The sequence below is a fragment of the Streptomyces sp. NPDC008086 genome (assembly GCF_042957325.1).
Classification (GTDB): Bacteria; Actinomycetota; Actinomycetes; order Streptomycetales; family Streptomycetaceae; genus Streptomyces.
Genome location: NZ_JBIBIA010000006.1, coordinates 569,923 through 588,899 on the forward strand (window position 1 = coordinate 569,923; position 18,977 = coordinate 588,899).

Sequence of the window (18,977 nt, forward strand, 5' to 3'; positions counted from 1 at the left end):
CCTAGCCCTAGCCCTAGGCCTAGCCCTAGCCCTAGGCCTAGGCCTAGCACTAGGCCTGGTCGGCGAGGGGCCCTTCACGTCTCGGCGCGGCGGAACCTACGGTTTGTGGGTTACCCAGAGCAGTTCCGCCGGCCAGCGGTGTGCCCAGTCGGGCGGGTCGGTTTCGTTGTAGCCGTTGAGCGTTCCGAGGTCGGGTCGCGGCTCGATGAGGTCGTCGATGATGAGACCCGCGCCGCGCAGGACCCTGACCCAGTCGCCGTAGGTGAGCTGGTAGCTGGTCGCGCCGTCGCCTTCGGCAATGGTGTTCAGCCCGAAGTAGTCCTGCCGCAAGGTCGTGGTCACGCGGCTGGCGGCTTCGTCGTAGCAGGCCTCGAACCATGGGCTGGCGACGTTGAACACCAGGCGCCCGCCTCGGCCCAGGACACGTGTGGCCTCCGGGACGGCCAGGTGCGGGGGCGCCCAGCTGAGCCCACCGAAGTCGCAGAACACCAGGTCGAAGCTGTCGGCGGCGAAGGGGAGTTGTTCGGCGGCGCCCTGCACCAGCGGGTAGCGGGCCGCTCCCATCGCGCGGGCCGCCGCGGCCAGTTGGGCTTCGGACAGGTCGAGCCCGACGACGGTGGCGCCCTCGGCGGCCAGCGCCCTGGACCACTGGCCGGCGCCGCAGCCGAGTTCGAGGACGCGCTTGCCGGTGACGTCGCCCAGGGCGTGCAGGTGTGCGTCGGGGATGGAGTACATGCCCCACAGCCGGGGTGCGGCGCCGATGCGCGGGTCGTGCTCGTGCTGGTAGGCGCCGCTGATCTGGTTCCAGAGCCGCCGGTTGGCGGGGATGCTGTCCACGTGCCGACTCCAGCACCGCCTGCCGGAGGCGGTCAACACGATCAGGGCGCTAGGGGGTGCTTCGAAAGTCCCGCACAGCACCCACGGCGCCCTGCACCAGCCGCTGCCGCGGCGGGCGCGGGCACCGCACGGGACTCTCGAAACACCCCCTAAAGCGTGTTGCACAACGGCGATCACGACGGGATCCGGCCACTCGGGGCAAGGTCAACTGCCCAGTTGTGGGTTGATTTCCACCGTCCTGACAGCGTCTTCGAAGACTCCTTTGGAAGATCGTTTCGCGTTGTGCAACACCCTTTAGTCGGCCCGTACCTCGGTGTTCTGGCAGGCGTGCAGCAGCCAGCGTCCGTCGGGCTGCTTGGTCATCACGTAGAGCGGGGCGCCCTCGCTGTCGACCTCGCCGTCCGGCGAGTGGTAGACCTGCCGGACCTTGACGGCCACCACGTCGGGCCGCAGGAACCGCGTGTGCGTCACCTCGTAGGTGACCTCGCCGTCCCAGCTCGCGGCGGGCAGCACGGCACGGGTGAACTCGGCGATGGCGTCGAAGCCGAAGAGGACCTTGCCGTGGCCCGTCGTCCACAGGGCGTCGGGGTGGAACAGGGCGAGGAAGCCTTCGGCGTCCTTGGCGCGCTGGGTGCGTTGGACGGTGGCGACGACCTCGGCGATGGCCTCGAGGTCGGTGCGTTCGGTGGCTGTGGGCGCGGTTTCTGTGGACATGTGGACCACTCTGGTTCCTCAAGTGCACTTGAGGTCAAGGGGGTTCAGAGAGTTCGGGGTTCAGAGAGTTCGGGGATTCGGAGGGGCCGTGGCTTCGGAGGGTCCGGGGCTCGGGAGCTCGGGGTACTCGGAGCTCGGGCTATTCAGGGTGCGCTCGGTGGCTCGGCGCGGAACAGTGTCGCCGCCAGTGTCCGGAACACCTCCTCGGGATCCCTGTCGCCGACCGGCCCGTCCAGGTTGTGGCCGAGGAGCAACGTGGCGAAGCCGTGCGCCAGGGACCAGGCGGCGACGCCGGCCAGGCGGGCGTCGACACCGAGGGCCTCGGGGCGCACGCCGGCGACGGCGCCGCGCAGCGCGTCCCCGGCCAGGGCGCGGGCGGCGGTCAGCTCCAGGTCGTCGGCGCGCAGTAGTTCGGGTGTGAACATCACCTGGAAGTGCGCGGGGTGCTCGCGTGCGAAGCGGACGTAGCGCACACCGGCGTCCTTCAGGTCCGCTGCCTCGTGCAGCGTCCCCGCGAGCAGTCCGAACCCCTCGGCGGCGATCGCCGTGAGCAGCCCGGTGCGGTCCTTGAAGTGGTGGGCCGGCGCCGCGTGCGAGACACCGGCACGGCGGGCGAGGTCCCGCAGGCTCAGTGCGGACGGCCCGTCGGCGGCGATGACGTCCAGCGCGGCGGTGAGGATGGCCCGGCGCAGGTCGCCGTGGTGGTAGGGGCGACGCGGGCTGGAGGGGCTGGAAGAGCTGGAGGAGCTGCGCGGGCCGGACGGGGTGACGGGGTCGGACGGGGTGACGGGGCTGGACGGGCTGTGGGGGCCGGACGGGTTGCCGGGGCCCGACGGGGTGCTGGCCGGCGGCTGAGGGGCCGCGGAATCGGACGGGTGTCGTGCTGGGGGCATGGTCAGCAGCGTACCCGCAGTCTAGTCATTGACAAGTTTCGACGCGGCGGGGCAAACTTGTCAGTGTCAAGTTGCAAGCCTCGGGGGACCGGGATTCTGAGACGGGGTGTGTCATGACGCAGCACGAGGGACATCTGGCACCGGATCACGTACGTCAGCTCTGGCACCTGCTGGAGCCGCTGCACGCGGTGCTGTACTACGCGCCGGAAGTCTTCGAGGAGGCCGCGGCTCTGGGGTACGCCACGGCGGAACGCTGGCCGAGTTACTTCCCCTACCGGGCGGCTCCGTTGGGGGCGGTCGGCGCGCGCCAGGTGGCGTCCGCCTTCTACAGCTTCAGCCCTCGCATGGTCGCCGAACACATGGATCCGGCGTGGAAGACCGCGAGCCCCGAGGCGCTCCTCGAGGCGCGGGCGCGCGGGATCGACCGGGCCTACCGCGCGCTCTTCGGCGACCGGACGGACAGCCCCGAGCTCGCGGAAGCCGCGGCCCTCGCCCGCCGCGCGGTGGAGTCGGCGGACACCGCGGGCCGCCCGCTCGCCGCGGCCAACGCCGCCCTGGACTGGCCCGAGGCCCCGCACCTCCAGCTCTGGCACGCGGCGACACTCCTGCGCGAACACCGTGGAGACGGCCACGTGGCGGCCCTGATGGTGGCCGGCCTCGACCCTGTCGAGTCCCTGGTCTCCTTCGCAGCGATAGGTGCCGCGTCGGTCGAGCGCTTCGAGAGCCGCGGCTGGACCCGGCGGGAATGGACGTCCGCCCAGGCGCGCCTCACCGCCCGGGGGCTGGTCGACGCCGAAGGTGCGGCCACGGAGGCCGGGGGCGCACTCCGTCGCACCATCGAGGAACAGACCGACCGACTCGCGGCCGCGCCCTGGCAGGCCCTGACGCCGGACGAGGTGGGCCGCCTGGTGGAGCTGCTGGGGGAGTTCTGGGTGGCGGTGCTGTCCTCCGGCCTGCTGCCGTCGGAGACGACGCTGGGGATCGGAAAGGTCTGAGGGCCCCGGCACGCCTCGCGGCAACGGAGAAGCCGCCCGCCGGAGACGGATCTCCGGGGGCGGCCCTTCTCAAGACGATCCGATGGAGGCCGTGACTTGGGCGCCGGGGCATGCGGTGCTGAAGTGTGCCCCCGCCTCGGCGTCCTGCCCGAGGGACGCGTGGTCCTCCGGGAACTCCGGCCGCTACTGCTGCTCGGGCGGCCGGTCGCGGTCCATGCCGAGTCCGCGCTCCATGCGCTGCTGTGCGTCGTCGACCTGGCCCTCGTACTTGTTGCCCGTCTTCTCGTTGGCCTGCCGCTCCGCGGCGTCGGACATGTCCCTGGCCTTGTCCTGCGCGTGACGGTTCTTGAACCTGTCGAAGATGCCCATCCAAGAGCTCCTTCCGGAGGTGACTCACCACCGACCATACGCCGGAGATGTGAAGTATGCGCACTTGGTCCGATCGAGGAAGGCTGGCCCCTGCCGAGGTCTGGACCTCTTGAATGCCGCCGTGCGCCGGGTCGCTACCGTGTGCACGACGGTGTGCCCGGGGAAAACCGGGAGAACCGCCTGTGCGGGGCGGACCGGAACGGGGCACAAGGGGAGGGGACGCATGGTGACGCGTCGAAGGGGCGGCGCGGCGAGCGCCGCGGCGATGCTCGGCATGGTGCTGGTCCTGGCGGGCTGCGAGAACGTCGATCTGCCGTCGGCCGGCGCCGAGCCCTCCGGCTCCGCCCCCGCCGCGGGCGCCGGCCGCGCGGTCAGCCCACTGGACAACCCGGACGGCACGAAACCCGGACTCGCGCCCCTCACCTCGGACGCCGACCGGGCCGAGGCGCGGGCCCTCATCGAGAAGGTGGCGACCAAGGGCCGCGGCCCGAAGACGGGCTACGAGCGGGACGAGTTCGGCTACGCCTGGATGGACTCGGCCCCGGGCGGCATCCCGTTCGCCCGCAACGGCTGCGACACCCGCAACGACCTCCTTCGGCGCGACGGCGAGGACGTCCGCTTCCGCTCCGGCTCGGACTGCGTCGTGACCTCGATGACCCTGCACGACCCCTACACGGGCCGGACCATCGACTGGGCCAAGTCCCGCGCCACGACCGTGCAGATCGACCACGTCATGCCGCTGTCGTACGACTGGCAGATGGGCGCCTCCCGCTGGCCGAAGGGCAAGCGCCAGGACATAGCGAACGACCCCCTCAACCTCATACCGGTCGACGGCCCCACCAACAGCTCCAAGGGCGACTCCGGCCCCGCCTCCTGGCTGCCCCCGAACAAGCGGATCCGCTGCTCGTACGCGGTGCGCTTCGCCCAGGTGTCGCTCAAGTACGAACTCCCGGTGACCACCGCCGACAAGGAGATGATGCTGGGCCAGTGCGCAGGCTGACCCGGCGTGCGCCGCGATGTCCGGCGGCGCACGGAAAACCGCTGGTCGCTGCCGTCGCCCCGCCCCTACGGTGGCAGGCATGGAACTGAAGGTAGCGAGCCTCGCCGAACGCCCCGAGATGCTCGACCGGGTCCTGGAAATGCCGGACACCTGGCCCGAGTTCACGACCCAGGACCCCGTGGGCAACGCCCACTACGGCCGGATCCCCCGTGAACTCCCGCAGTACGCGCTGTTCGCCGAGGACGAGCGGGGCGAGGTCGTCGCCCACGCCTTCAGCGTCCCGTTCGCCCTCGCCGCCGAAGGCCGGGGTCGGCTGCCCGCCCGGGGCTGGGACGAGGTGCTGGTGTGGGCCTTCGCCGACCTGCGCCGCGGCACCCCTCCCGACACCGTCAGCGCCATCTCCGTCGTCATCGCCCCGCACGCCCAGGGCACCGGCCTGTCCGCCCGCATGCTCTCCGCGCTGCGCGACAACGCCCGAGCCCACGGTTTCCACGAGGTCGTCGCCCCCGTCCGCCCCAGCGCCAAGCACCTCGAACCGCACACCCCCATGGAGGAGTACGCCCGCCGCGTACGCTCCGACGGCCTGCCCCACGATCCGTGGCTGCGCGTCCACGCCCGCGCCGGCGCCACCGTCGACTCCGTCGCCCCGGCCTCGATGACCGTCGCCGGCTCGCTGGAGCAGTGGCGCGGCTGGACCGGACTGCCCTTCGACACGGCCGGTGACATCGAGGTGCCCGGTGCGCTGGTGCCGGTGCGGTGCGAGCCGGAGCGGGACCACGCGGTGTACGTCGAGCCCAACGTGTGGATGCGGCACCCGCTGTGAGCCGGCCCGGGACGCGCCCCGCGAGGCGGGCTCATGCGGACTTCTTCCAGCCCTGGCAGCCCGTGGTCTTGAAGTACGCGTCCGACGCGCTGATCGTGACGACGGCCGAGCCGGTCACGTTGTCGTTCGCGATGATCGACTCCAGGCCGTGGTCGGCGTCCTTGGCGCGCTCCCAGTAGCAGGAGTCGTCCGTGTTGCCGGTGGACTTGTAGGTGCCGGGGGCGATGTCGACGCCGACTCTGAACATGCCGCCGTCGCCGGACATCTCCGTGGCGGGGGAGCCCTTGGCCTTCGCCTTCGTGTCGACGGCCTCCCAGTCCTCGCAGCCGCTCGACGAGAAGAGCTTGTCGGTGGTCTTGACGGTGACGTAGCTGGTGCCTGTCACGTTGTCGTTGGCCAGCAGCGAGTCCATCTCCCCGGAGGAGTCCTTGGCCCGCTCCCAGTAGCACATGCCGTCGCTGTTGCCGGTGGTGCGATAGGTGCCGGGCTTCACGTCCGAACCGACCTGGAAGTCGCCGTCCCCCGCGAACGCTGCCTTCTTCTCGGCCGCCTCGGCCGTGTCCTTCCCCTTCTCACCGCCGGACGTGCGCTCCCCGGACGACGAAGACGCCTGGTCGCCGCTGCCGGAGTCGCTGCCGCCGCCGTCCCCGGCGTTCGCCGACACGGCACCGATGACGACGATCCCCACGACGGCGCCCAGCGCGATCTTGCCCTTCATGCCCATGACTGTGTCCCCTCCCCACGGCGGCGACCACCGCCGAATCGGCAGTCGCTCGTTCGCTGCGTCAATAAGAGCAGAGCCTGTGAACCGAGTCAACACGATTCACGCGATGTCGTGTGTACACGGCCGTGAATGGGTCGATCTTGCGTACGTCGGTATGCTCGGCGTCACACGCGGACGCGGGGACGACGCGGAGGCCCGCGGACGACCGCGGACGACGAGGGGAGTGGGCGGATGCAGGACCACGCGACGGAGGTGACCGCCGCCGGGATCGCCCGGCTCGCCGGTGTCGGCCGTGCCGCCGTCAGCAACTGGCGCCGCCGCCACGCCGACTTCCCCAAGCCCGTCGGCGGCACCGAGACCAGCCCCTCCTTCGCCCTCGCCGACGTCGAGGCCTGGCTGCGCAAGCAGGGCAAACTCGCCGAGGTGCCCCTGCGGGAACGCGTCTGGCAGCAGCTCGCCGGCCACCCCGAGGGCCCGGTCACGGCGCTGCTCCACGCCGGCTGCGTCCTCCTGCTGATCCATGACCGACCCCCGATCTGGCTGGAGATCGGCGCCGGTTCCGACGAACGACTCGCGGCGATGCTGCCCGGGGCGCTGGAGGAGGTGCTGCTGCCGAGGTTCGGTGCCGCGGCCACCCCGCCGACTGTTCACAGCACCCCGCTGCCCCCCACCCCCACCGCCACGCCCACCTCCACCGCCACGCCCACCCCCGCCGTCCGCCTCCCCACCGGTCCCGAACTCCTCCCCTCCGCCCCCCTCCTGCGCGGTACCGCCGAGCTCGCGGCCGAGCTGGGCGCCCGCCAGACGTTCGAGTTCCTGCTCGGCCGGCACCTGGACGCCAACCCGCGCCAGTACACGCTCACCCCCGCCGAACTCGCCGGACTCATGGCCGACCTGGCCGGCCCCGCCCGCACCGTCCTCGACCCGGCCTGTGGTACCGGCGCCCTGCTGCGCGCCGTCGCCCCCCGCCCCGACCAGGAGCTGTACGCCCAGGACAGCGCCCCCGAACTCGCCGCGCTCACCGCGCTCCGGCTCGCCCTCCAGACGCGGACCGTCGTACGCGGCGCCGTCGGGGACACCCTGCGCGCCGACGCCCACCCCGAGCTGCACGCCGACGCCGTGCTGTGCCACCCCCCGTTCAACGAGCGCAACTGGGGCCACGACGAACTCGCCTACGACCCGCGCTGGGAATACGGCTTCCCGGCCCGCACCGAGTCCGAGCTGGCCTGGGTGCAGCACGCGCTCGCCCGTCTCAAGGACGGCGGCACCGCGGTCCTGCTGATGCCGCCCGCAGCCGCCTCCCGCCGCTCCGGCCGCCGTATCCGCGCCGACCTGCTGCGGCGCGGCGCCCTGCGCGCCGTGATCGCCCTGCCGGTCGGCGCGGCACCGCCGTACAACATCCCGCTCCACCTGTGGGTGCTGCGCCGGCCCGACCGGGCGGCGGGGCAGCCCGAGGTGCTGCTCGCCGACGTGGGGCAGTTCGCCGGGGAGGCACGGGGCGGGCCCGACTGGCAGGCCGTGCGGGACGCCGTGCTCGACGCCTGGCGCGTCCACGAGCGCACCGGTTCGCTCGACGAACGTCCGGGCCTGGCCCGCTCGTTGCCCGTCATCGACCTCCTCGACGACGACGTGGACCTCGCCCCCGCCCGCCATCTCCCGCCCCCCGCGGCGGCCGACGGCGTCGAGCAGCTCACGGCCGTGCGCGAGCGACTCGGGGAGACGCTGCGCCTGACCGCCGACCTCACCCCGCCGCCCGCCGGCACCAATCCGCTCGCCCCGCGCTGGCCGCTCACGACCATCGGCGAACTCGCGCGCGGGGGCGCCCTGGTGATGCGGACCGGTGGAAACGGCGGGCACGCGCGCGTGCCCGTGCTCACCGACAACGACGTGCTCTCCGGAACGGCTCCCTCCGGGACGTTGCCCGAGAGTGACGAGGAGGCGGTGCTGACCGAACCGGGCGACGTCGTCGTGCCGGTGCTCGGCGGCGGCTCCATCGCGCGCGTGATCGACGACGCGACCGCGGGCGCCGCCCTGGGGCGCAACCTCGTGCTGCTGCGCCCCGACCCCACGGCGCTCGACCCCTGGTTCCTCGCCGGCTTCCTGCGCGGCACCGCCAACAACCGCCAGGCCAGCAGCTACGCCTCCACCGCCACCCGCCTCGACGTGCGCCGGCTCCAGCTGCCCCGGCTCCCGTTCGACGAACAGCGTCGCTACGGCGCCCGCTTTCGCGCCCTCGACGAGTTCGAGCGGGTGCTGCGGCACGCGGGTCGGCTGGGGGAGCAGCTCGTGCGGGGCATGTACGACGGGCTGACGGACGGGACGGTCGCGCCCGACTGAGCGGTGAGCCGACGGCGCCCGTCCGGAAGCCGGGCCTCCGATCCGACCTGCGACGTCTTACGAAGTGATCAGCACGACAACGGTTCGGTACAACCGGTGACCGTATGTCGGTGTCGACCTATACGCTCGAAGCGACCCTCGCACGACCGCACTTCAGCCATCCGTACTCAGCCATCGATCAGGAGCAGCCATGCAAGGCCACGGCTACACGCAGCCGGTGAAGCAGCCGCCGCCCACCGGGTGGCTGGTCTTCCTGCGCGTGTTCTTCGTCGTGCTCTCCGTGCTGAGCTTCGGCCTGCTGGCGTGGGCGATGATGCTGCGCCTGGCCATCGTGACCCGCAAGCCGCTCGACTGGGGCCTGTTCGCGGCGTCGATCGTGGTGGAGTACGGCGGCCTGATCCTGATGGGCATGGAGCCGGGCGACGAGATCCACACCGCGGGCGGCTGGACGGGCCTCGCGCTCGTCCTGGGCGGCATCGTGGCCGCCGTCGCGTACTACCTCTCCGCGGACATACGCCACTTCCACCAGCTCCGCTACCCCGGCTACGGCACACAGCGACCCCCGGTCGCGGCCCCGGCGTACGGCTATCCGCAGCCCCCGTCGCCGTACACCACCACGACCGCCCCGCAGACACCCCCGCCGCCCCGGACCCCGGCACCGCACACGCCGATACCGAACACACCGGCGCCGCACACTCCCCTACCGAGCACCCCGGCGCCCCGCGCCGCCGCCCCCCACACCCCCGTACCGCCGCCCCCGCAGCGTCCCGCGCCCGCGCGGATCGACCAGGTGCGTGCCGAGCTCGACGAGCTCAGTGACTACCTGCGCCAGCACGACGGCCGGCAGGACGGCAACCACGAGGGCGGAAGGTGACCGTGGCGACGGGACGTGTCGTCGCCGGCCGCTACGAACTGTCCACGCTCATCGGACAGGGCGGCATGGGACAGGTGTGGACGGCCTACGACCAGCGGCTCGACCGGCGCGTGGCGGTGAAGCTGCTGCGTCCCGACAAGGTCGCCGGGCAGGAGGCCGACGAGCTGCGCCGCCGGTTCGTGCGCGAGTGCCGGGTGACCGCGCAGGTCGACCACCCCGGGCTGGTCACGGTGCACGACGCGGGCAGCGAGGGCGAGGAGCTGTTCCTCGTCATGCAGTACGTCGACGGCGCCGACCTCTCCGACCACCTCGCCGAGCACGACCCGTACCCCTGGCAGTGGGCGGTCGCGGTCGCCGCGCAACTGTGCGCGGTACTGAGCGCCGTGCACGCCGTGCCGATCGTCCACCGTGACCTCAAGCCGCGCAACGTCATGGTGCGGCAGGACGGCACGGTCACCGTCCTCGACCTGGGCGTCGCCTCCGTCATGGACGCCGACACCACCCGCCTCACCCACACCGGCACCCCCATCGGCTCGCCCGCCTACATGGCCCCCGAGCAGGCGATGGGCGGCGCCGTCGGCCCGTACACCGACCTGTACGCACTCGGCGTACTCCTTCATGAACTCCTCAGCGGAGACGTGCCGTTCTCCGGTTCGACGGCGCTCGGCGTACTGCACCGGCACCTGTACGAGCCGCCGCTGCCCGTGCGCCGGATCCGCACCGAGGTCCCGGAGGCACTCGAAGCCCTCGTCCTGCGCCTGCTCGCGAAGGACCCGCAGCACCGGCCCGCCTCCGCGCAGGAGGTCTACGAGGATCTGGCGGAGCTGCTGCCCGCGCGCGGGACGCCCACCGGCTCGCCGCTGGACCCCACCCGCCCCTTCCTGCGCCCGCACGCCCCCTGGCCGGACCGCGCCCGCACCCCCGCGCCCCAGCCCGCCCCCGTCACCCCGGTCGCGCCCGCCACCGAGAAACCGGACGTCGCGCGCGCCGTCGACGAGGTCAAGCGGCTCCTCGGCGAGGGCCGTATCACCCAGGCCGTCGACATCCTCGGCGCGATCCTGCCCGCCGCCGCCGAACAGCACGGCGAGCACTCCCCGGTCGTCCGCACCCTGCGCAAGCAGTACGCCGCGACCCTCATGGACGACGGCCAGTACCGGCGCGCGCTGCCCGAACTGCGCCGTCTCGCCGACGAACGCGCCGCCGAGGCCGGCCAGGCCGACCCCCAGTCCCTGCGCTTCCGCCTCGACGCCGCCCAGTGTCTGGAACAGCTCGGCGAACCGGCGGCCGCGCTCGCCGAGTACCGCGCGCTGCTGCCGTACTACGAGAACCAGTACGTCTCCGGCGACCCGCGGCTCGCCCACGACGTCCGCCGCCGCATCGGCCACCTCCTGCTCGCCCTCGGCGACCGCCCCGCCGCCCACGACACCCTGGCCAGGCTGCTGATCGACGTGGAACGCCTGCACGGTCCGGGCCATCCGCTGGCCGCGGAGGTACGGCGGACGCTCCAGTGGCTGGGGCAGGTGCGCGGCTAGGACGTGTCCCCGCCGGACCGGGACCGGCGGGCCGACTGGGCCGAGTGGGCCGGGCGGGGGTGCTTCGGTGCCCGAACTCCTGGCGAATCGTTGGTCGAATGGGTTGGCCAGAGCTTGCCCACTGCCTACCATCGATCACCGCAAGACTTTGTGCACCGCCGCACAAGCTTCCTCGGGAGGTCTCCTTGCACCGCCGCCGTCGTACCGCGCTCCTCCTCTCCGCCGCGATCGTCGCGGCGCCTTTGCTGACCGCCTGCGGGAACGATGCGCATCCCGGTGCGGCAGCCGTCGTCGGCGGCCAGCGGATCACCGTCGCGCAGCTGGAGAACCGGGTCAGCGAGGTCCGCGCGGCACAGCGCGCCGCCGTACCGGACGACGCCCAGTACGCGCAGGTCATCGCCAAGTCCGGCACCCTCCCGCGCGACGTCCTGCACACCATGGTCCTCGACCAGGTGCTGCACCGCGCCGCCCAGGACGCGGGTGTGACCGTCACCCGCAAGGAGCTCCAGCGGATGCGCGGCGGACTGGAAGAGCAGGTCGGCGGTGCCAAGGCGCTGGAGACGGCCTGGCTCCAGCAGTACGGCATCCCGCCGCAGCGCCTCGACGAGAACCTCCGGCTCCAGCTGGAGGCTCAGAAGCTCGCCACCTCGCTCGGCACCGACACCGGCAAGCCCGCCTTCTGGAACGCGCTGTCCGCGGCGTCCAAGAAACTCGACATCGACCTCAACCCCCGCTACGGCACCTGGGACGTCCAGAAGAGCGGCCGGGCCGACGCGAAGACGCCGTGGGTGCGCGAGGTGACGGCGGAGCGGCAGACGGCATAGCGGTACGGCGCGCGGTTGTACGGCACAGCGCGTGGCTGTACGGCGCTGCGGTACCGCGCAGGCGTCGGGTGTAGCCGTCCCGCCTGTGGATAACTCGTGGAGCTGTCGGCGACGTGGGTTACGTTCGGATCGTGAACGCAACCAGTCCCGAAGCCGCCGCCCCCGGCCGCATCGTCCTGCTCACCACCAGCCACCGCGTCGCGCCCGGCCTGCTGTCCTGGCCGGCCTGGCAGGCGCTGCATGCGGCCGACCGTGTGCTGTGCGCGGACGGCGCGCATCCGCAGCTGCCGTATCTGCGTGAGGCCGGGATAGCGGTCGACGAGGCCGCCCCGACCGCCGAGCAGCTGATCGACGCCTGCGCCGGCGGTCGCACGGCCGTGGTCGTGGCCACCGGCGAGGGCGAGCCGGCCCTCACCGACGGCCTCGCCCGTCTCGCGGGAACCGGCCGCGTGCGCATGCCCGAGCTGGAGCTGCTCCCCGCCTCCTACGACCTGCCCGGCGCCCGCCTCCTCGACCTCGTGCAGGTCATGGACCGGATCCGCGTCGAGTGCCCGTGGTCCTCCCAGCAGACCCACAAGGGCCTGGCGAAGTACGGCATCGAGGAGGCCTACGAGCTCGTCGAGGCCATCGAGGAGGGTGACCGCGACGAGCTCCGTGAGGAACTGGGCGACGTTCTGCTGCAGGTCGTCTTCCACGCCCGTATCGCGGAGGAGGACGCGGACGCGCCCTTCTCCATCGACGACGTGGCCGGCGGCATCGTCACCAAGCTCATCCACCGCCACCCCCATGTCTTCGGCGACGAGACGGCGACCACCCCCGAGGAGGTCAAGGAGCACTGGCTGCGCACGAAGGCGGTCGAGAAGCGGCGCGAGTCGGTGACGGACGGCATCCCTCTCGGCCAGCCGGGCCTCGCCCTCGCCGCGAAGCTGGCGTCCCGGGTCAGAACGGCGGGCCTGGAGGTCCCCCTGCCGACCGGCGAGGGCCTCGGCTACGAACTGCTCGCCCTGGCGGTCCGCGCGGAGGCGGCCGGTGTGGACCCGGAGGCGGCCCTCAGGGTCGCGGCCCGGGCGTACCGGGATGCCGTGCGGGCTGCTGAGGGGCTGACACCTCCGGATACCGTCGAGGAGTGACCGACCAGCCCGACCTCACCGGCAGCACTCCCACCGGCAGTACTCCCACCGGCAGTACTTCCACCGGCAGTACTTCCACCGGCAGTACTTCCACCGGCAGTACTCCCACCAGTACTGCCCCCACCGGCGACACCCCCGCACCCCCCGACCTCTTCACCTGGGAGTTCGCCACCGACCCCTACCCCGCCTACGCCTGGCTGCGCGAGCACGCGCCCGTGCACAAGACGCGGCTTCCCAGCGGGGTGGAGGCCTGGCTGGTCACGCGGTACGCCGACGCCAAGCAGACGCTCGCCGACAACCGGCTGTCCAAGAACCCGGCCCACCATGACGAGCCCGCGCACGCCAAGGGCAAGACCGGGATCCCGGGGGAGCGCAAGGCCGAGCTGATGACGCATCTGCTCAACATCGACCCGCCGGACCACACGAGGCTGCGCAGGCTCGTCTCCAAGGCGTTCACGCCCCGCAGGGTCGCCGAGTTCGCGCCCCGGGTGCAGGAGCTCACCGACCAGCTCATCGACCGGTTCGCCACCGAGGGAACCGCCGACCTGATCCACGAGTTCGCCTTCCCGCTCCCCATCTACGCCATCTGTGACCTGCTCGGCGTCCCCCGCGAGGACCAGGACGTCTTCCGTGACTGGGCGGGCATGATGATCCGGCACCAGGGCGGCCCCAGGGGCGGGGTCGCCCGGTCGGTGAAGAAGATGCGCGGCTATCTCGCCGAACTCATCCACCGCAAGCGCGAGGCCCTCCCCGACACCCCCGCCCCCGGCGAGGACCTCATCTCCGGCCTCATCCGCGCCTCCGACCATGGCGAGCACCTCACGGAGAACGAGGCCGCGGCCATGGCCTTCATCCTGCTGTTCGCCGGCTTCGAGACGACCGTCAACCTCATCGGCAACGGCACCTACGCCCTGCTCACCCACCCCGAGCAACGCGCCCGCCTCCAGACGTCCTTGGCGGCGAAGGAGACCGGCCTCCTCGAAACCGGCGTGGAGGAACTCCTCCGCTACGACGGCCCCGTGGAGCTCGCCACCTGGCGCTTCGCCACCGAGCCGCTCACCCTCGGCGGACAGCACATCGCCCCCGGCGATCCCGTCCTCGTCGTCCTGGCCGCCGCCGACCGGGACCCGGACCGCTTCGCCGACCCCGACGTCCTCGACCTCTCCCGCCGTGACAACCAGCACCTCGGCTACGGCCACGGCATCCACTACTGCCTCGGCGCCCCGCTCGCCCGCTTGGAGGGCCAGACCGCCCTCGGCACGCTCCTCACCCGGCTGCCGGACCTCCGACTCGCCGTGGATCCGGGCGAGTTGAGATGGCGCGGCGGACTCATCATGCGCGGACTGCGTACGCTTCCGGTGGAGTTCACCCCGGTTGGGTGAGTGTGTCCGCCTCGGCGAACATGACACGCGCTCAAGTCTGTGATCTTCACGTGATCTGCGCGGCATTAACTTGTGACAAGTGATCGTCTGCCTATACGTTCACGCATCAACGTGGCGCCCATGTTTCACGCGCCGCGGTCACCGCTGTCTCGCGAAAGGTCCCCGCATGCTCTCCGGGAACGGTCGTCACCGTCGCCCCCGTCAGGCCCCGGCTCTCCTCGTCGCGGCCGGAGTGACCGGGTCCGCCATCGCCATCCCGCTGCTCGGCGCGGCGAGCGCGAGCGCGGCCGACGGCACCGTGTGGGACAAGGTGGCCGAATGCGAGAGCGGCGGCTCCTGGAGTGCCGCCGACGAGAGCGCGGGCCGCTACGGGGGGCTGCAACTGACCCAGGATGACTGGGAGAAGTACGGCGGCCTCGACTACGCCTCCAGCCCCGACCTGGCGAGCCGCTCCCAGCAGATAGCCGTGGCCCAGGATCTCCTCGCGGACCGGGGGACCAGCCCCTGGGGTACCTGCGCGGTGGTCAACGGACTCACCAAGCAGTCCGGCGCCCTCGACCTCGACACCGGAGTGGAGGAGGACTCTCCCTCCGAAGTGTCCGGATCATCCGGATTGCTCGATTCGCTCACCTCGTCCAACTCATCCGGTTCATCGAATTCATCCGAGTCGTCGGGATCGTCGAACTCGTCCGAGTCGTCGAGCCAGGCCGACGACCCCTCCGGTGTGCCGAGCGAGTCCTCGGGCGCTTCATCCGAATCCTCCCAGGATTCCTCTCCTTCCCCCTCCTCGTCCTCTTCGTCATCCAAGGCCAAGGACTCCGCCAAGTCCGAAACGTCCCCCGACACAAAGGCCTCACAGTCGCCCGACAGCTCCCCGGTGGAGACGATCGGTGGGAACAATCAGGACGATGTGGTGCAAGACGTGGGTTCCTGGAGCCTCGTCGACACCGGAGCGATCGACGCCGAGACGGCCGGCTCCGGCCGGCATCGCGGCCCCAGCGCCGACGAGAGCGAGGTCGACGCCGGTGCTGCCGAGTCCGCCAAGTCCTCGGGGCGCCACTCCTCGTACAGCGTCCGCGCCGGCGACACTCTCGCCTCCATCGCCGACTCCCTTGACCTCGACGGCGGGTGGCGTGCGCTGTACGCGGCGAACAAGGACGCGATCGGTCCTGACGCGAACCACATCTTCGCCGGTCAGACCCTGGACGTCCCCGGCGAATAGGGTCCGAACAGGGCGAAAAACAGCGCCAGTTCGCGTCACTATTCGCACCTGAATGTCCGTTTTAGATGCAGTGAGAGATAGATCTCAGAAGCCCTGATCGTCTTTGTAATTCCCGGAATCGCGTGTCTACGGTCATGACCGCTCGCCACCAGTGCGGGCCCCGACAGCCGTCACGCCGAATCCTGCCGGCGGCCGTCCGGGAACAGTCGTCGCGTCAAGCGCCGTAGGCAGGAGCGGGGGACCCAAGGTTTGCGCCGGGTCCGGCAGTTGAGGCCCTTCGGGGCCGCACGGCCGGAGCCGGCTCGGGGTGAAGTCGCGCATCGAGAGCCGAAAGGCGAGCGAGCGCGGCCGGGCAACTCAACCGGCCCGAACCCGACAGCTCACCTCGCAGGCGTCGGTGAGGGGATCTCTCCATGCTGTTTTCCAGCAAGGGCAAGCACCGTCGTCCGTCCAAGGCCGCTCGCGCCATAGCCGTCGTCGGCGTCACCGGCGCCGCCGCCGTCGCCGCCCCGCTGATGGCGGCCGGCAGCGCCTCCGCCGCCACCGCCTCCGAGTGGGACGCCGTCGCCCAGTGCGAGTCCGGCGGCAACTGGTCGATCAACACCGGCAACGGCTACTACGGCGGTCTGCAGTTCTCCGCCTCCACCTGGGCCGCGTACGGCGGCACGGCGTACGCCTCCACCGCCGACCAGGCCAGCAAGGGCCAGCAGATCGAGATCGCCGAGAAGGTCCTCGCCAGCCAGGGCAAGGGTGCCTGGCCGAACTGCGGCACCGGCCTGTCGAGCGCCGCGTACAGCGGCTCCTCGCAGAGCACCGAGACCGCCCCGCGCGCCACCGAGGAGCAGCCGGCCTCCCGCTCCGCCGAGCGCCCGGCCGCCGAGAAGAAGTCGACCAAGACCGTCACCACCCCGACCGGCAAGAAGGTCAAGAAGGGCGACGGCGAGTACAAGGTCGTCAAGGGCGACACCCTGAGCTCGATCGCCGAGGCGGAGAAGGTCAAGGGCGGCTGGGAGGAGCTGTTCCAGCTGAACAAGGACATCGTCGAGGACGCCGACCTGATCTACCCGGGTCAGCAGCTGCACCTGAAGTGATGCCGCACCCGAAGTAATACAGGGGCGACAGCTGAACCACAGGGCCTTCACATCCGTGGACCTCATGGTGAAGGCCTCGTGAGGGTCACCCCCGTCCCCACGAACTCCCCGCCTCGGTGCGTCTTCCCCCGTACGCACCGGGGCGGGGTTTCTTGTGCCGGGCTCTCCGTGTCGGCCCCTTTTGCACCGAAGTCTTTGTTCCGTTCGGAAACAATTTACTCTCGGTTCTGTCCCACGGGGCGGTCGACCCCTGGTCGAACGCCCCGAGCCGGTTAGGCTCGTCTCGCAGTACCCACCGCGGACTGCGTACCCGCGTCACATCCCAAGAAGGAGATGCTCGTGCCGTCCATCGACGTCGTCGTAGCCCGGGAAATCCTCGACTCGCGAGGCAACCCCACCGTCGAGGTCGAGGTCGGCCTCGACGACGGCAGCACGGGTCGTGCCGCCGTCCCGTCCGGCGCCTCCACCGGCGCCTTCGAGGCCATCGAGCTCCGCGACGGCGACCAGAACCGCTACCTCGGCAAGGGTGTCGAGAAGGCCGTCCTCGCCGTCATCGAGCAGATCGGTCCGGAGCTCGTCGGCTACGACGCCACCGAGCAGCGCCTGATCGACCAGGCCATGTTCGACCTGGACGCCACCGACAACAAGGCCTCCCTCGGCGCCAACGCCATCCTCGGCGTCTCCCTCGCCGTGGCCCACGCCGCCTCCGAGGCCAGCGACCTGCCGCTCTTCCGCTACCTGGGCGGCCCCAACGCGCACCTGCTGCCGGTGCCGATGATGAACATCCTGAACGGCGGCTCGCACGCCGACTCCAACGTGGACATCCAGGAGTTCATGATCGCCCCGATCGGCGCGGAGTCCTTCTCCGAGGCGCTGCGCTGGGGCGCCGAGGTCTACCACACCCTCAAGAAGGTGCTGAAGACCAAGGGCCTGTCCACCGGCCTCGGCGACGAGGGCGGCTTCGCCCCGAACCTGGAGTCCAACCGCGCCGCCCTCGACCTCATCGTCGAGGCCATCAAGCAGGCCGGTTACGTCCCCGGCGAGCAGATCGCGCTCGCTCTCGACGTCGCCGCGTCCGAGTTCTACAAGGACGGCTCCTACGAGTTCGAGGGCAAGTCCCGCTCGGCCGCCGAGATGACCGAGTACTACGAGGAGCTCGTCTCCGCGTACCCGCTGGTCTCCATCGAGGACCCGCTGTACGAGGACGACTGGGACGGCTGGAAGATCATCACCGACAAGCTGGGCGACAAGGTCCAGATCGTCGGCGACGACCTCTTCGTCACCAACCCGGAGCGCCTGGCCCGCGGCATCGAGGAGGGCGCCGCCAACGCGCTGCTCGTCAAGGTCAACCAGATCGGCTCGCTGACCGAGACGCTGGACGCCGTCGAGATGGCCCAGCGCAACGGCTTCAAGTGCATGATGTCCCACCGCTCCGGCGAGACCGAGGACGTCACCATCGCCGACCTCGCCGTCGCCGTGAACTGCGGCCAGATCAAGACCGGCGCCCCGGCCCGCTCGGACCGCGTCGCCAAGTACAACCAGCTGCTGCGCATCGAGGAGATCCTCGACGACGCCGCGGTGTACGCCGGCCGCAGCGCGTTCCCGCGCTTCAAGGGCTGACACCCGGCTGACACCCGGCTGACCCCCACCTGGGGTGAGCCTTAGCCAGTCGTACGTACGTCCCCGTACTCGGTCCCGTACCGTGTGCGGGGACGTACGCGTGTGAAACGGGAGGCGGGACATGGCCGTCAAGGACCGGGACCGGTTCTCCACCGCGACCAGGATCCGGTTGCTCGGCGAGCAGACCGCGGCCCGCGTCTACCGCTCCCAGACCAAGCGGCAGGCCCGGCGCTCCAGGCTCACCGGACGCGCCGCGCTGCTCGCGCTGGTGCTCTGCTCCATGGTCGTGGCGCTGGCCTACCCGATAAGGCAGTACGTCTCCCAGCGCGCCGAGATCGCCGACATGCAGCGGCAGAAGGAGGAGGCCGCCCAGCGCGTCGAGCAGCTGCGCGACCTCAAGGCACGCTGGCAGGACGACGCGTACGCCGAGCAGCAGATCCGGCTGCGGCTGCACTACGTGCTGCCCGGCGAGACCGGCTTCATCGTGGTCGACCCGGACGCGGCCAAGCAGGCCCGCACCGACCGGCGCGCGGCCGACCGGCCCTGGTACACGAACATCTGGGACGGGGTCGACAAGGCCGACGCGGCCGCCGACCACTGAGCCCAGCGA

General features: G+C 71.4%; 18 protein-coding genes and 1 riboswitch. Of the genes, 13 read left to right on the forward strand and 5 right to left on the reverse strand.

Features of this window, described 5'->3' with window-relative positions; translation table 11 throughout:
• Positions 1–96: 96 nt before the first annotated feature.
• From ACFZBP_RS23950 to ACFZBP_RS23960, 3 genes are all read right to left on the reverse strand, one after another.
• Positions 97–837 (reverse strand): class I SAM-dependent methyltransferase, encoded by a 741-nt coding sequence (locus ACFZBP_RS23950; RefSeq protein WP_383448195.1) that lies wholly within the window; start codon positions 835–837, stop codon positions 97–99.
• Positions 838–1,131: 294 nt separating this feature from the next.
• Positions 1,132–1,551 (reverse strand): SgcJ/EcaC family oxidoreductase, encoded by a 420-nt coding sequence (locus tag ACFZBP_RS23955; protein WP_383448197.1) that lies wholly within the window; start codon positions 1,549–1,551, stop codon positions 1,132–1,134.
• 143 nt (positions 1,552–1,694) lie between these two features.
• Entirely contained in the window at positions 1,695–2,231 is a 537-nt protein-coding gene (locus ACFZBP_RS23960; protein ID WP_383448535.1) for a TetR/AcrR family transcriptional regulator, read from the reverse strand.
• A gap of 326 nt (positions 2,232–2,557) precedes the next feature.
• On the opposite strand from ACFZBP_RS23960, the gene ACFZBP_RS23965 reads away from it, so the two are divergent.
• Positions 2,558–3,439 (forward strand): hypothetical protein, encoded by an 882-nt coding sequence (locus ACFZBP_RS23965; protein ID WP_391415938.1) that lies wholly within the window; start codon positions 2,558–2,560, stop codon positions 3,437–3,439.
• A 183-nt stretch (positions 3,440–3,622) separates the two neighbouring features.
• Here the strand turns inward: ACFZBP_RS23965 and ACFZBP_RS23970 are convergent, their stop codons facing one another.
• The gene (locus ACFZBP_RS23970) at positions 3,623–3,808 is read right to left on the reverse strand and encodes an Rv0909 family putative TA system antitoxin (RefSeq protein ID WP_383448203.1); all 186 of its coding nucleotides are present in this window, start codon (positions 3,806–3,808) and stop codon (positions 3,623–3,625) included.
• 223 nt (positions 3,809–4,031) lie between these two features.
• On the opposite strand from ACFZBP_RS23970, the gene ACFZBP_RS23975 reads away from it, so the two are divergent.
• Positions 4,032–4,808 carry an HNH endonuclease family protein gene (locus ACFZBP_RS23975; RefSeq protein WP_383448206.1) on the forward strand — a complete coding sequence of 259 codons (777 nt, stop codon included), beginning with the start codon at positions 4,032–4,034 and terminating at the stop codon, positions 4,806–4,808.
• Positions 4,809–4,887: 79 nt separating this feature from the next.
• On the forward strand, positions 4,888–5,631 hold the full coding sequence (locus ACFZBP_RS23980) for an N-acetyltransferase (RefSeq protein WP_383448209.1): 744 nt from the start codon (positions 4,888–4,890) through the stop codon (positions 5,629–5,631).
• A gap of 31 nt (positions 5,632–5,662) precedes the next feature.
• On the opposite strand, the gene ACFZBP_RS23985 is transcribed toward ACFZBP_RS23980, so the two are convergent.
• Positions 5,663–6,355, reverse strand: coding sequence for a hypothetical protein (locus tag ACFZBP_RS23985; RefSeq protein ID WP_383448212.1), 693 nt, complete (start codon positions 6,353–6,355; stop codon positions 5,663–5,665).
• Positions 6,356–6,586: 231 nt separating this feature from the next.
• Here ACFZBP_RS23985 and ACFZBP_RS23990 point away from each other — a divergent pair, with 231 nt between their 5' ends.
• From ACFZBP_RS23990 to ACFZBP_RS24035, 10 genes are all read left to right on the forward strand, one after another.
• Positions 6,587–8,692 carry an N-6 DNA methylase gene (locus tag ACFZBP_RS23990; protein ID WP_391415942.1) on the forward strand — a complete coding sequence of 702 codons (2,106 nt, stop codon included), beginning with the start codon at positions 6,587–6,589 and terminating at the stop codon, positions 8,690–8,692.
• A gap of 190 nt (positions 8,693–8,882) precedes the next feature.
• The gene (locus tag ACFZBP_RS23995) at positions 8,883–9,566 is read left to right on the forward strand and encodes a hypothetical protein (RefSeq protein WP_391415944.1); all 684 of its coding nucleotides are present in this window, start codon (positions 8,883–8,885) and stop codon (positions 9,564–9,566) included.
• Between the two features lie 38 nt (positions 9,567–9,604).
• On the forward strand, positions 9,605–11,098 hold the full coding sequence (locus ACFZBP_RS24000; RefSeq protein ID WP_383448537.1) for a protein kinase: 1,494 nt from the start codon (positions 9,605–9,607) through the stop codon (positions 11,096–11,098).
• Positions 11,099–11,283: 185 nt separating this feature from the next.
• Complete coding sequence (locus tag ACFZBP_RS24005; protein WP_383448221.1) at positions 11,284–11,922, forward strand: SurA N-terminal domain-containing protein; 639 nt, start codon at positions 11,284–11,286, stop codon at positions 11,920–11,922.
• 131 nt (positions 11,923–12,053) lie between these two features.
• A complete protein-coding gene (locus tag ACFZBP_RS24010) occupies positions 12,054–13,052 on the forward strand; it encodes a nucleoside triphosphate pyrophosphohydrolase (RefSeq protein WP_383448224.1) in 999 nt (332 codons plus the stop codon).
• Positions 13,049–14,434 carry a cytochrome P450 gene (locus tag ACFZBP_RS24015; protein WP_391415947.1) on the forward strand — a complete coding sequence of 462 codons (1,386 nt, stop codon included), beginning with the start codon at positions 13,049–13,051 and terminating at the stop codon, positions 14,432–14,434. The genes ACFZBP_RS24010 and ACFZBP_RS24015 overlap by 4 nt, the downstream gene beginning before the upstream one ends.
• A gap of 166 nt (positions 14,435–14,600) precedes the next feature.
• Positions 14,601–15,656: a transglycosylase family protein gene (locus ACFZBP_RS24020; protein ID WP_391415949.1), complete on the forward strand. Its 1,056-nt coding sequence runs from the start codon at positions 14,601–14,603 to the stop codon at positions 15,654–15,656.
• 209 nt (positions 15,657–15,865) lie between these two features.
• Positions 15,866–16,065: riboswitch (cyclic di-AMP (ydaO/yuaA leader) on the forward strand.
• Positions 16,066–16,069: 4 nt separating this feature from the next.
• Positions 16,070–16,747, forward strand: a complete 678-nt coding sequence (locus ACFZBP_RS24025; RefSeq protein WP_391415951.1) for a transglycosylase family protein — start codon at positions 16,070–16,072, stop codon at positions 16,745–16,747.
• Between the two features lie 333 nt (positions 16,748–17,080).
• Positions 17,081–18,367, forward strand: coding sequence for a phosphopyruvate hydratase (gene eno, locus ACFZBP_RS24030; RefSeq protein WP_383448235.1), 1,287 nt, complete (start codon positions 17,081–17,083; stop codon positions 18,365–18,367).
• Positions 18,368–18,488: 121 nt separating this feature from the next.
• Positions 18,489–18,968, forward strand: a complete 480-nt coding sequence (locus tag ACFZBP_RS24035; protein ID WP_383448238.1) for a septum formation initiator family protein — start codon at positions 18,489–18,491, stop codon at positions 18,966–18,968.
• The last annotated feature ends 9 nt before the right edge of the window (positions 18,969–18,977 follow it).

Excerpts from the sequence above, each read along its gene's own strand:
- ACFZBP_RS23975 (WP_383448206.1), top strand. The coding sequence starts at position 4,032 with ATGGTGACGCGTCGAAGGGGCGGCGCGGCGAGCGCCGCGGCGATGCTC.
- ACFZBP_RS24025 (WP_391415951.1), top strand. The coding sequence starts at position 16,070 with ATGCTGTTTTCCAGCAAGGGCAAGCACCGTCGTCCGTCCAAGGCCGCT.
- ACFZBP_RS23980 (WP_383448209.1), top strand. The coding sequence starts at position 4,888 with ATGGAACTGAAGGTAGCGAGCCTCGCCGAACGCCCCGAGATGCTCGAC.
- ACFZBP_RS23995 (WP_391415944.1), top strand. The coding sequence starts at position 8,883 with ATGCAAGGCCACGGCTACACGCAGCCGGTGAAGCAGCCGCCGCCCACC.
- ACFZBP_RS24035 (WP_383448238.1), top strand. The coding sequence starts at position 18,489 with ATGGCCGTCAAGGACCGGGACCGGTTCTCCACCGCGACCAGGATCCGG.
- ACFZBP_RS23985 (WP_383448212.1), bottom strand. The coding sequence starts at position 6,355 with ATGGGCATGAAGGGCAAGATCGCGCTGGGCGCCGTCGTGGGGATCGTC.
- ACFZBP_RS24020 (WP_391415949.1), top strand. The coding sequence starts at position 14,601 with ATGCTCTCCGGGAACGGTCGTCACCGTCGCCCCCGTCAGGCCCCGGCT.
- ACFZBP_RS23965 (WP_391415938.1), top strand. The coding sequence starts at position 2,558 with ATGACGCAGCACGAGGGACATCTGGCACCGGATCACGTACGTCAGCTC.
- eno (WP_383448235.1), top strand. The coding sequence starts at position 17,081 with ATGCTCGTGCCGTCCATCGACGTCGTCGTAGCCCGGGAAATCCTCGAC.
- ACFZBP_RS23990 (WP_391415942.1), top strand. The coding sequence starts at position 6,587 with ATGCAGGACCACGCGACGGAGGTGACCGCCGCCGGGATCGCCCGGCTC.
- ACFZBP_RS23970 (WP_383448203.1), bottom strand. The coding sequence starts at position 3,808 with ATGGGCATCTTCGACAGGTTCAAGAACCGTCACGCGCAGGACAAGGCC.
- ACFZBP_RS23955 (WP_383448197.1), bottom strand. The coding sequence starts at position 1,551 with ATGTCCACAGAAACCGCGCCCACAGCCACCGAACGCACCGACCTCGAG.